Origin of the sequence: Stappia indica, assembly GCF_009789575.1 — a bacterium.
Lineage (GTDB): Bacteria > Pseudomonadota > Alphaproteobacteria > Rhizobiales > Stappiaceae > Stappia > Stappia indica_A.
On record NZ_CP046908.1, the window covers coordinates 952624 to 964711 of the forward strand.

At 69.3% G+C, this 12088-nt stretch carries 11 protein-coding genes; all 11 read left to right on the plus strand.

Annotated elements, in window-relative coordinates; genetic code table 11:
* Nucleotides 1-83: 83 nt before the first annotated feature.
* The 11 genes from GH266_RS04430 (at nt 84) to GH266_RS04480 (ending at nt 12088) form a co-directional block, all read left to right on the plus strand.
* Nucleotides 84-896, plus strand: a complete 813-nt coding sequence (locus GH266_RS04430) for a GntR family transcriptional regulator (RefSeq protein WP_158192828.1) — start codon at nt 84-86, stop codon at nt 894-896.
* A gap of 64 nt (nt 897-960) precedes the next feature.
* Nucleotides 961-2193 carry an ABC transporter substrate-binding protein gene (locus GH266_RS04435; RefSeq protein ID WP_158192829.1) on the plus strand — a complete coding sequence of 411 codons (1233 nt, stop codon included), beginning with the start codon at nt 961-963 and terminating at the stop codon, nt 2191-2193.
* A 76-nt stretch (nt 2194-2269) separates the two neighbouring features.
* On the plus strand, nt 2270-3142 hold the full coding sequence (locus GH266_RS04440) for a branched-chain amino acid ABC transporter permease (protein ID WP_158196040.1): 873 nt from the start codon (nt 2270-2272) through the stop codon (nt 3140-3142).
* Between the two features lie 3 nt (nt 3143-3145).
* Entirely contained in the window at nt 3146-4114 is a 969-nt protein-coding gene (locus tag GH266_RS04445) for a branched-chain amino acid ABC transporter permease (protein ID WP_158192830.1), read from the plus strand.
* 7 nt (nt 4115-4121) lie between these two features.
* Nucleotides 4122-4907, plus strand: coding sequence for an ABC transporter ATP-binding protein (locus GH266_RS04450; protein WP_158192831.1), 786 nt, complete (start codon nt 4122-4124; stop codon nt 4905-4907).
* Entirely contained in the window at nt 4900-5604 is a 705-nt protein-coding gene (locus GH266_RS04455) for an ABC transporter ATP-binding protein (RefSeq protein WP_158192832.1), read from the plus strand. Before GH266_RS04450 ends, GH266_RS04455 begins: the two co-directional genes overlap by 8 nt.
* Nucleotides 5604-6905 (plus strand): 3-isopropylmalate dehydratase large subunit, encoded by a 1302-nt coding sequence (locus GH266_RS04460; protein WP_158192833.1) that lies wholly within the window; start codon nt 5604-5606, stop codon nt 6903-6905. Before GH266_RS04455 ends, GH266_RS04460 begins: the two co-directional genes overlap by 1 nt.
* Nucleotides 6902-7408 carry a LeuD/DmdB family oxidoreductase small subunit gene (locus tag GH266_RS04465; protein ID WP_158192834.1) on the plus strand — a complete coding sequence of 169 codons (507 nt, stop codon included), beginning with the start codon at nt 6902-6904 and terminating at the stop codon, nt 7406-7408. Before GH266_RS04460 ends, GH266_RS04465 begins: the two co-directional genes overlap by 4 nt.
* Nucleotides 7405-8304, plus strand: coding sequence for an isocitrate lyase/PEP mutase family protein (locus tag GH266_RS04470; RefSeq protein WP_158192835.1), 900 nt, complete (start codon nt 7405-7407; stop codon nt 8302-8304). The genes GH266_RS04465 and GH266_RS04470 overlap by 4 nt, the downstream gene beginning before the upstream one ends.
* A complete protein-coding gene (locus GH266_RS04475) occupies nt 8301-10040 on the plus strand; it encodes a hydantoinase B/oxoprolinase family protein (protein WP_158196041.1) in 1740 nt (579 codons plus the stop codon). The genes GH266_RS04470 and GH266_RS04475 overlap by 4 nt, the downstream gene beginning before the upstream one ends.
* The gene (locus GH266_RS04480; RefSeq protein WP_158192836.1) at nt 10037-12088 is read left to right on the plus strand and encodes a hydantoinase/oxoprolinase family protein; all 2052 of its coding nucleotides are present in this window, start codon (nt 10037-10039) and stop codon (nt 12086-12088) included. The genes GH266_RS04475 and GH266_RS04480 overlap by 4 nt, the downstream gene beginning before the upstream one ends.

Consider the following 12088-nt stretch of genomic DNA (forward strand, 5'->3'; position numbering starts at 1 on the left):
CCGCTCGACAGCGCAAGGCGAGGCCGGACGTGGCAGCGACGAAGTCCCGGAACGGATCGGCGGCAGGCCCGGATGCGGGCAGCATGGCAGCGCCCGCGACCAGCGCGCTCGACCCCAACGGCCCGGTGCCGCTCTACCACCAGATCTTCCTGATCCTGCGCAACCGCATCTATGGCGGCGATCTGGCCGCCGGCGAGCGGGTGCCGAGCGAGCAGGACCTGACGACCGAGTTCGGCGTCTCGCGCATCACCGCCAAGCGCGCGCTCAACGAGCTGGCCGATGCCGGCCTCGTCATCCGCGAGCGCGGCCGCGGCACCAGGGTCGTCAACCGCCCGCCCGCACCGGCCGTCACCTCCTCCATCGAGGGCTGGCTGGAGAACATCTCGCTGATGGGCCAGTCGACCACCGCGCAGGTGCTGTCCTTCGCCTATCCGCCGGCGAGCGAGGAAATCGCCGCCGCGCTCGAGATCGAGCCGGGCACCGAGGTGCAGCGCGCGGTGCGCGTGCGCCGGCTCGAGGGCGAGCCGATGTCCTATCTCGTCACCTATGTGCCCGCCGATATCGGCCGCCAGTACGAGCGCGAGGAGCTCAACTCGCAGCCGCTGCTCAACCTCCTGGAGCGTGCCGGCGTCGACGTCGCCTCCGCCCGGCAGACCATCTCGGCGACCGTCGCCGACACCGACGTCGCCGAGGTCCTGTCCATTCCCGCCGGCTCGCCCCTCATCGAGGTGCGCCGCGTGGTGCGCGACCGGATGGAACGGCCGGTCGAATACATCCGCGTCCTCTATCGGCCGGATCTCTACCGTTTCGAGATGTCCATGCGCCGGGTGCGCGCCGAAAGCGGCCCGCGCTGGACAACGACAAGCTCCTCGCCGGTCCCGGCCGGCGGCGGATAACCAAAATGGGGTTCCGGGGTCACCATCCGGCCGCATGACGCGGCCTGTAGTGGGAGGTTTGCGAATGACTGACACGAAGAAGACCGGTGGCCTGCGCCGCCGCGAGTTCCTTGCCACGGGCGCGGCCGCCGTCGGCCTCGGCCTCACCGGGTTTCCGGCGATCCTGCGGGCGCAGCCGGCAGCGGTGAAGCTGGGTCTCATCCATCCGGTTTCCGGCTTCATCGCCTTTTCCGGCACCCAGTGCCGCGAGGGCGCGCTGATGGCGATCGCCGACATCAACGCCGCCGGCGGCATCAAGTCGCTGGGCGGTGCCCAGATCGAGGCGATGCTGGCCGACAGCCAGGGCAAGCCGGAGATCGGCGCGGCGGAAGTGACCAAGATGGTCGAGGCGGGCGCCGACGGCATCGTCGCCGGCTATTCCTCGGCGATCTCGCTGGCGACCTCGCAGGAAGCGGCCAAGAGCAACACGCCGCATATCGTCGACGTCGGCGTCTCCGACCAGATCGTCCAGCGCGGCCTGAAGAACACGTTCCGCTTCAGCCCCGGCTACGGCAAGATCGCCCAGTTCGCCGTCGACAATCTCGACACGATCAACAAGGCCGCCGGCTCGCCGGCCAAGACCGCGATGATCATCCACGAGGAGTCGCTGTTCGGCACCGGCACCGCCGAGCTGCTGCAAAAGCGCCTGCCGGAGAAGGGCATCGAGGTCGTCGACGTCATCAAGCACGCCAACCCGACCCGCGACTTCACCAACATCGTGCTGCAGATCAAGTCGAAGAAGCCCGACCTGATCATCCCGGCGAACTACTACAACGAGTATGTGCTGCTCGCCCGCACCATGCGCCAGCAGCGCGTCGAGGCGATGGGCATCTACTCGGTGCTCGGCGGCGCCGCCTCCAGCTACCAGTTCGTGAAGGAGTTCCCGGAGGCTGCGGACCTGATCATGGACTGCAACCACTGGTTCAACCCGAAGTCGGACCTCGCCCAGAAGCGCAAGGCTGCCGCCGAGGCCAAGGGCCTGATCTACACCTACGAGGTGTTCCTGGCCTACAACGCCGTGCTTGCCTATGCCGACGCGCTGGAGCGGGCCGGCACCACCGACAAGGAGGCCGTCAACGCGGCGCTGGCAGCCTCGACGCTGGACATGTCCTACATGCCCTACGGCCCGACCAAGATGGTCGACGGGCAGAACGAGGGCGCCCAGCCGGTCAACACCCAGGTGCAGAAGGGCGTCATCGAGGTGATCTTCCCCGAAGAGTTCGCCTCGGCTGACACCGTGTTCCCGATGAAGTCGTAACCGTCGCCCCATCGACGACGACTGCCGGGCGGGGCAACTCCCGCCCGGCCCCCTCCTGCACAGCGATCGGGTGACCATGCCGGACCTGGCGATCATCGTTCCTTCCGTGCTGAACGGGCTGACGACGGGCGCGCTCTACGCGCTGGTCGCGCTCGGGCTGACGCTCATCTACGGCGTGCTGCACATCATCAACTTCGCCCACGGGGCGCTGCTGATGGTCGGCCTCTATGCCGTCTACTTCCTGCACAGCAGCTTCGGCATCGATCCTTACGTGTCGCTGCTGATCGTGCCGCCGGGCATGTTCGCGCTCGGCTATGCCCTGCAGCGCGGCATCATCGGCCGCGCCAGCCACGGCCGCGACGAGAACATCCTGCTCGTCACGCTCGGCCTGTCGATCGTCATCGAGAACCTGGCGCTGTTCGTCTTCCGCTCCGACACGCGCAGCGTCGACACGCCCTATTCCTTCGAGGTGGTCGAGATCCTCGGTGCCTTCCTGCCGCTGCCCAAGGTGGTCGCCTTCGCCGGGGCGCTCATTACCGCCGCGCTGCTGTGGCTGCTGATGTCGCGCACCGACCTTGGCCGCGCGATCCGCGCGCTCGCCAAGGAGCGCAAGGGCGCCAAGCTCGTCGGCATCGATGTCGACCATGTCTTCGCCATGAGCTTCGGCCTCGGCATTGCGTGCCTCGGCGTTGCCGCCTGCCTGCTGCTGCCGAGCTACTACGTGACCCCGCAGGTCGGCCACGGCTTCGTGCTGATCGCCTTCACCATCGTCGTGCTCGGCGGCATGGGCTCCTTCGTCGGGGCGCTGGTCGGCGGGCTGATCATCGGCGTCGTCGAAGCGCTCGGCGGCCTGTTCCTCGGCGAGAGCCTCGGCCAGATCGGCATCTTCCTGATCTTCATCCTGGTCCTCGTCTTCCGGCCGACCGGCCTGCTCGGACACAAGGTCTGACCCATGCGCCAGCTCGCCCTTCTCGGTCTCGTCTTCGCCGCCCTGTTCTTCGTGCCCTTCGTGGTCACCTCGGAGGCCTGGCAGAACACCATCCTGATGACCCTCTACGCCGCCCTGCTCGGCCAGGCGTGGAACATCCTCGGCGGCTATGGCGGCCAGTTCTCCTTCGGCCATGCCGCCTTCTTCGGCACCGGCGCCTACACGGTCGCGGTGCTGCAGGTGCAGCTCGGGGTCAATCCGTGGGTCGGCCTTCTCGCCGGGGGCCTGATGGCCGTGGCGGTCGCCGCCTTCATCGGCTTCACCACATTCCGCTACGGCCTGCGCGGATCCTATTTCGCGCTGGTGACGCTGGCCTTCGCCGAGGTCTTGCGGATCCTTGCCAACACCGTGCCCTTCACCGGCGCCGGCGTCGGCATCCTGATCCCGCTCGACCAGAGCGCGGCCAACCTGCAATTCGCCTCCAAGGCGAGCTATTACTGGCTGGTCTGGGCGATCGCGCTCGCCGCCTTCCTCACCGTGTGGTGGATCGGCCATTCCCGCTTCGGCGCGCGGCTGATGGCGGTGCGCGACAACGAGGACGCCGCGCGCGCCCTCGGCGTCGATCCCTTCGCGGTGAAGATGCGGGCGATCATGCTGTCGGGCCTGTTCTCCGGCCTCGCCGGCGTCTTCTACGCCCAGTATTTCCTCTATCTCGACCCGGCCATCGCCTACGGCCCCGCCATCTCGGTGGAGAGCCTCTTGGTGCCCATCGTCGGCGGCATGGGCACCCTGTTCGGCCCGCTGCTCGGCGCCGTTGCCCTGCACGGCGTCTCGGAAGCCTCGCGCGCGCTGATCGGCGACCTGCCGGGCATCAGCCTGGTGCTCTACGGCACGATCCTGATCCTGATGGTGCTGTTCGCCCCGCGCGGCCTTGCAGGCCTGGTGCGCCGCCTGTCGGCCCGCCGCAACTCGCGGGAGACGACGAATGTCTGAGACGGCAATGTCTGAGACGGCACAGTCGGACACCATGCTCCGCGTCGAGGGCGTGTCGAAGAGCTTCGGCGGATTGCAGGCCTCGAAGGACATCTCGATGTCCGTGCCGAAGGGCAAGATCACCTCGCTGATCGGCCCGAACGGCGCCGGCAAGACGACGCTCTTCGCGCTGATCACCGGCTTTCACAAGCCCGATGCCGGCACGGTCTCGTTCCTGGGCGAGGACATCACCGGCATGGCGCCGCAGGACATCGCCCGGCGCGGCATGATCCGCACGTTCCAGATCGTCCAGCCCTTCGCCGGACAGAGCGTGCGCGAGAACATCGCCGTCGGGGCGCACCTGCATATCCGCTCGCGCGATGCAGCACTCGCCAAGGCCGAAGAGGTCGCGCGCAAGGTCGGTCTCGGCGACCGGCTGGACATGGATGCGGCGGCGCTGACCGTTGCCGGGCGCAAGCGGCTGGAAGTCGCACGGGCGCTCGCAACCGACCCCAAGCTGATCCTCTTCGACGAGGTGCTGGCCGGGCTCAACCCGTCCGAGATCCGCGACGTGATCCCGGTGATCCGCGCCATCCGCGACGAGGGCGTCACCATCCTCCTGATCGAACACGTCATGCAGGCGGTGATGAGCCTGTCGGAGCACACCTGGGTGCTGAACCAGGGCGAGTTGATCGCGCAAGGCCCGCCGGCCGAGGTGGTGGGCGACCCGCTCGTCATCGAGGCCTATCTCGGCAAGGGCATGGCCGAGCGGATCGCGCGCCAGCGCATGACGGCGGGAGGCGCCCATGCTTGAGATCGACAACCTGCGCGCCGGCTATGGCGCCGTCGAGGTGCTGCGCGGCGTCTCGCTGGACATCCAAGACGGCGAGATCGTCGCCCTGCTCGGCTCCAACGGCGTCGGCAAGACGACGATCTCCTCGGTCCTGTCCGGCCTGCTTCCCGCCTGGAGCGGAACCATCCGCTTCAAGGGCGAGCCGATCGCCGGCCTGTCGCCGCAGGCCGTCGTCGACCGGGGCCTGATCCATGTGCCGGAAGGCCGCCACATCTTCCCGAACCTCGCCGTGCGCGAGAACCTGGAGCTCGGCGCCTATCGCCGGGGCAAGGCGAACCGGGCGCGCAACCTTGAGCGGGTGATGGAGACCTTCCCGCGCCTGCGCGAGCGCTCAGGCCAGAAGGCAGGCACCCTGTCCGGCGGCGAGCAGCAGATGCTGGCCATCGGCCGCGGCATGATGGCCGAGCCGGACCTCCTGATCCTCGACGAGCCGTCCATCGGCCTGTCGCCGCTCCTGGTGGAGGAGATGTTCGCGCTGATCGGCAAGCTCAACGAAAGCGGCCTGCCGATCCTGCTGGTCGAGCAGAACGTGCTGCAGTCGATGGAGATCGCCGCCCGCGCCTTCGTCATGGAGAACGGCGAGATCCGCCTGTCCGGCCCGACCGCGCAGCTGATGGACGATCCCGAGCTGAAGCGTTCCTATCTGGGGCTTGCCTGATGACCGCCTCCCCCACCACCCTCGCCCAGAAGATCGTCGCGCGCGCGGCCGGCAGGGTCAGCGTCGCGCCCGGCGAGATCGTCACCGCCCGCGTCGATCTTGCCATGATCCATGACAGCGGCGGCCCGCGCCGGGTCGAGCCGATCCTGCAGGACCTCGGCGTCGGCCTGTTCGATGCGAACAAGGTCGTGCTGATCTCCGACCACTTCGTGCCCGGCGATACCGACGAGGGCGCCCGGATCCTGGAGCTGACCCGGCAATGGGCGGCACAGCGCAAGGTCGCCTTCCACGACGGCGAAGGCATCTGCCATGTGGTGCTGCCCGAGCGCGGGCACCTGGCGCCCGGCATGCTGGTCGTCGGCGGCGACAGCCACTCGCCCACCGGCGGGGCCTTCGGCGCCTACATGTTCGGCGTCGGCGCGACCGAGATGGCCGGCGTGCTCGCCACCGGCGAGATCTGGCTGAAGGTGCCCGAGACCATCCTGATCGAATGGCGCGGGAGGCTTTCCGACGGGGTCACCGCCAAGGACATCATGCTCGCCCTGTGCGGCCGGCTCGGCATGGACGGCGGCAAGTATCAGACGGTCGAATATGCCGGCGAGGCCATCGCCGCGCTCTCCATGCAGGAGCGCATGACGCTGTCCAACATGGCGGCGGAGCTGGGCGGACAGGCCGGGCTGATCGCCCCGGACGAGGTGACGGCCGCCTTCCTGCGAGAGGCCGGCAGCGACCCGGCCGGCTGGGGAGACTGGCAGGGCCTTCGCACCGATCCCGGCGCACCGCTGATGGAGCATCACGTCTTTGCGGCCGGAGATCTCGCCCCGCAGGTCGCAGCCCCCCACTCGCCCGCCAATAGCGGCCCGGTGGACGACGCCCCGACAACGCCGGTGGATGTGGCGTATCTCGGCGCCTGCACCGGCGCCAAGTATCAGGACCTTGCCAATGCCGCGCGCATCCTGAAGGGCCGGCGCGTCGCCTCCGGTGTCGAGCTGCTGGTCGCCCCGGCCTCGCGCCGCGACCAGGACCGCGCCGCCCGCGACGGCATCATGGCCGTGCTGGAAGAGGCCGGCGCGAAGCTGCTGCCCAACGCCTGCGGCATCTGCGCGGGTTATGGCAGCGCCCGGCTCGGCGAGGACGTCACCTGCATCTCCTCGACGGCCCGCAACTTCAAGGGCCGCATGGGCGCGGCAAGCTCCAAGGTGTGGCTCGGCTCGCCGCTGACCGTGGCGGCCTCCGCCGTCGCGGGCCGGATCACCGATCCGCGCCTGATGCTGACCGAGGGCGCGGGAGGCACGGCATGAGCGGGCGCGTCTTCCTGTTCGGCGACGACATCGACACCGACCAGCTGGCACCGGGCCAGTACATGAAGGGCGGGATCGCGGCCCTTGCCGCCCATTGCCTGGAGGGCGTGCGGCCGGACTTCGCGACAAGCGTCGCCTCCGGCGACGTGGTGGTGGCGGGCAGGAACTTCGGCATGGGCTCCTCGCGCGAGCAGGCGGCCGAGGCGCTGAAGCATCTCGGCGTTGCCGGCGTCGTTGCCCTGTCCTTCGCCGGCATCTTCTACCGCAACGCGATCAATCTCGGCCTGCCGGTGCTCACCGCGCCAAGCCTTGACGATCTTACTGATGGCGAGCGCGTCACTCTCGATCTCGACAACGGCCGGCTGGTGCGCGCGGGCGAAAAACCTGTCCTCCCCCTCGATCCGCTGCCCGACAATCTCAAGGCCCTGCTCGCCGACGGCGGGCTGGTGCCGCATCTGAAGAAGCGCTTTGCGCAAGAGCGCCAGAAGGAGCAAGGCCGATGAGCCTGGAAACGCCCGCAACCCCGCCGCTGCCGGACCTGAAGCAGCGGCTCGCCGGACCGCGCATCCTGCTTGCGCCCGGCGTCTACGACGCGCTGACGGCCCTGATCGCCGAGCAGAGCGGCGCGGAGACCGTGTATCTGTCGGGTGCCTCCATCGCCTATACCCGCTTCGGGCGGCCGGATATCGGCCTCGTCTCGATGAGCGAGGTCGCCGACACCATCGCCGTGATCCGCGACCGGGTGGCGCTTCCCATCGTCGTCGATGCGGATACCGGCTTCGGCAATGCGCTCAACGTCCAGCGCACGGTCCGCGTCTTCGAGCGCATGGGCGCCAATGCCCTGCAGCTGGAGGACCAGACCAGCCCCAAGCGCTGCGGCCACCTCAACGGCAAGTCGCTGATCCCGGCCGGCGAGATGGCCGGCAAGATCCGCGCCGCCTGCGACGCAAGGGCGAGCGATGCGACGCTGATCATCGCCCGCACCGACGCCATCGCGGTGGAAGGCTTCGAGGCCGCGCTCGACCGCGCCGAGGCCTATCTGGAGGCCGGCGCCGACATGCTCTTCGTCGAGGCGCCGCGCTCGCTGGAGGAGATCCGCGCCATCCACGCCCGCTTCGGCGGACGGGTGCCGCTGATGGCCAACATGGTGGAGGGCGGCAAGACCCCCATCGTCAACGCCGCCGGGCTGGAGGAGCTGGGCTTCAGCTTCTGCATCTTCCCCGGCGGGATCGTCCGCGCTCTGGCCGCCACCGCGCGCGACTATTACGGGAACCTGGTCGCGAACGGCTCCAACGAGGCGTTCCGCAACCGCATGTTCGACTTCGCCGGCCTCAACGGCGTCATCGGCACGCCCGAGATGCTGAAGACCGGCGAGCGCTACGACACGGGAGCCGCCTGATGGCGATCGATACCGTCACGCTGGCGATCCTCAAGGGTCGCCTGGAACAGATCGCCGACGAGATGGACGCGACGCTGTTCCGCTCCGCCTTCAACCCGATCATCGCCGAGGCGCACGACGCCTCGCACGGCATCTACGACGCCGCCACCGGCGAAACGCTGGTGCAGGGCAAGTCCGGCCTGCCGATCTTCGTCGGCGTCATGGCCTTCGCCGTGAAGGCGGTGATCGACAAGGCGGCGAAGTCCGGCGGCGTCAACGAAGGCGACGTGTGGATCTTCAACGACCCTTACGACGGCGGCACGCACCTGTCCGACTTCCGGCTGGTCAAGCCGGTGTTCCGGGACGGGAAGCTGTTCTGCTTCCTCGCCTCGGTCGGCCACTGGCACGATGTCGGCGGCAACGTGCCGGGCAACTACAACCCGGCCGCGACCGAATGCTTCCAGGAAGGCATGCTGATCCCGCCGGTGAAGCTCTACGACCGCGGCGAGTTCCGCCAGGACGTGGTCGACATCCTGTCGGCCAACTCGCGCCTGCCGCTGTCGCTCTACGGCGACCTCAACGGCCAGATCAACGCGCTGGAACTGGGCGAAAAGCGCATGCACGCACTGCTCGACGACTACGGCGATGCCACCGTCGCCGGCTGCCTCATCGAGCTGAAGGCGCGCGCGGCACGGATGATGCGCGCCCAGATCGCCGAGCTGCCGCAGGGCACCGTCTCGGCCGAGGACTGGCTGGACAATGACGGCATCGTCGACACGCCGCTGAAGATCGCCCTCGACCTGACCATCGACGGCGACCGCATGGTGATGGACTTCTCGCGCTCCTCGCCCGCCTGCGCCGGTCCGGTCAACATCTCGCGCGCGACCGCCATCGCCGCCTGCTACGTCGCCCTGAAGCACATCTTCGGCGAGGTGCCGGCCAATGCCGGCGTGCTGGAGCCGGTGGAGTTCCGCATCGACGAGGGCTCGCTGCTGGCGGTGCGCGCGCCCAAGCCCGTCGGCGGCTACACCGAGACCATCCTGCGGCTGATCGACGTGGTGTTCCAGGCGGTGGCGAAGATCGCGCCGGAGCCGGCCATGGCCTGCGCCTATGGCACGATCAACGCCCTGTCGCTGGCCGGCCACCGCAAGGACGGCCGCCGCTGGGTGATGTTCTCCTTCTTCGGCGGCGGCCACGGCGCCCATGCCGGCGGCGACGGCCTCAACCACGGCAACGCGCCGATCTCCACCGCGACGATCCCGCCGCTGGAGATCCTGGAAGCGGCCTATCCGGTGCGCTTCACCCAGTGGGCGCTGCGGCCGGATTCGGCCGGTCCCGGCGAGATGCGCGGCGGCCTCGGCGCGATCTACGAGATCGAGCTCTTGGAGGAAAACGCCGACGTCTTCCTGTTCGGCGAGCGCGGGCGGCACGCCCCTCCCGGCGTCGTCGGCGGCGGCGCTGCCGCCCTCAACCGCTTCTCCTTCGAGCAGGCCGACGGCTGGCACGAACCGCCGATGGCCTCCAAGATGGTCGGCATCCGCATCGCCCGCGGCCAGCGGCTGCGGCTGGAAACGCCCGGCGGCGGCGGCTACGGCGCACCGAGCGCCCGCGATCCGCAGGCCGTCGCCCGCGATGTGGCGCAAGGCTACGTGACCCGCGACAGCGCGCAGGCGGATTACCGCGTCGCGCTGAACGAGGACGGCAGCATCGATGCCGCCCGCACCCAGTCCCTTCGTTCCCGGGAGGCCGCCGAATGAGCGGATCTGCATTTGTCATCGGCGTCGATGTCGGCGGCACCTTTACCGACGTCTTCATCCTCGACGAGGCGAACGGGCGCATCACCACCGCGAAGGTCCCCTCCACCCGCGGCGACCAGTCGAAGGGCTTCATCGAGGGCATCGCCTCGCGCGTTGCCGACTTCGGCGAGATCCGCACCGTCGTGCACGGCACCACGGTCGGCACCAACGCGCTCTTGGAGCGCAAGGGCGCGCGCACCGGCATCATCACCACGGAAGGCTTCCGCGACGTGCTGGAAATGCGCCGCCGCGACCGGCCGACGACCTGGGGCCTGAAGGGCGCCTTCACCCCCGTCGTCGCGCGCACCGACCGGGTCGAGGTCGCTGAGCGCGTGCTCGCCGACGGCTCGGTGCTGCGCGCCGTCGACGAACGGGAAGTCGCGGCGCAGGCGAAGGCGCTGGCGGAAGCGGGCTGCGATGCGGTCTGCGTCTTCTTCATCAACGGCTATGCCAACAACGACAACGAGCGCCGCGCCGTCGAGGCGGTGCGCTCGGTCTGGCCGAACCCCTATGTCACCGCCACGACCGAGATCCTGCCCGAGATCCGCGAGTTCGAACGCCTGTCGACGGCGACCCTCAACGCCTATCTGCAGCCCGTCGTCTCGTCCTATCTCGACCGGCTGGAAACCGGGCTGAAGGCCGAGGGCTTTGCCGGGGATATCCTGATCGTCCAGTCGAACGGCGGCGTCATGTCCATCGACACCGCCAAGCGCTACCCGGTGCGCACGGCCCTGTCCGGCCCGGCCGCCGGCGTGATCGCGGCAACGCGCATCGCCAGCGCCGCCGGCTTCGACAACATCATCACCTGCGACATGGGCGGCACCTCCTTCGACGTGTCGCTGGTGGCCGGCGGCGAGGCGGCGCTGGCCGCCCAGACCGCCATCGACTTCGGTATGGTGGTGCGCACGCCGATGATCGAGATCACCACCATCGGCGCGGGCGGCGGTTCCATCGCCGCCGTCGACAAGGGCGGGCTGCTGCAGGTCGGCCCGGAATCGGCCGGCTCCGACCCCGGTCCCGTGGCTTACGGCCTCGGCAACACCCGGCCCACCGTCACCGATGCCAATGTCGTGCTCGGGCGCATCAACCCGGACCGGCCCATCGGCGGCAAGCTCGACCGGCTCGACATCGATGCGGCCCGCGCGGCCATCGACAGCCATATCGCGGCACCGCTCGGCCTTTCCGTCGAGGCGGCCGCCGAGGCGGTCCTCAAGCTCGCCAACGCCAAGATGGCCGGCGCCATCCGCCTCGTCTCCATCGAGAAGGGCCACGACCCGGCGAAATTCGCCGCCATGCCGTTCGGCGGCGGCGGCGCGCTGCATACCGGCGCCCTGATCAAGGAAGTCGGCCTTGCCTCGGCATTGGTGCCGCGCTTTCCCGGTGTCACCTCGGCGCTCGGCTGCGTCGTCGCCGACATGCGGCACGACCGGGTGCAGACGGTGAACCGGCTGCTCTCCGAGCTCGACGCCGCAGAGCTCGGCCGCGCCATCCTGCGCGATGCCGAGGAGACCCGCGCCGTGCTCGGCAACGCCGGCGTCGGCTTCTCCGCCATCGACCGGCTGGTCGAGCTCGACATGCTCTATCTCGGCCAGACCCACACGGTCGGCGTGCCGCTGGAGATCGGCGAGGGCGACCTGACCGCCGACGCCATCCGCGAGGCCTTCGAGGCCGCCTATCGCAGCGCCTTCGGCCGGCTGCTCGACGGCATCCCGATGCGGGTGATGAACTACCGCATCGCGGTGATCGGCCGCCGGCCGCAGCTCGACATGGCCCTGTTCGCCCCGCAGGGCGGCAAGCCGGCCGCCGAATGCCGCACCGGCACGCGGCAGGTCTATGCGGACGGCGCCTGGCACGAGGCCGGCATCTACGAGCGCCTGTCGCTCGCCGTCGGTGCAAGGGTTAGCGGCCCTGCCCTGCTGGAGCAGGCGGACACGACGATCTTCGTCGATCCGGGCCTCGTCGCCGAGGTCGACGGCTTCGGCAATCTCGTGATCTCGCGGGCGGGCTGA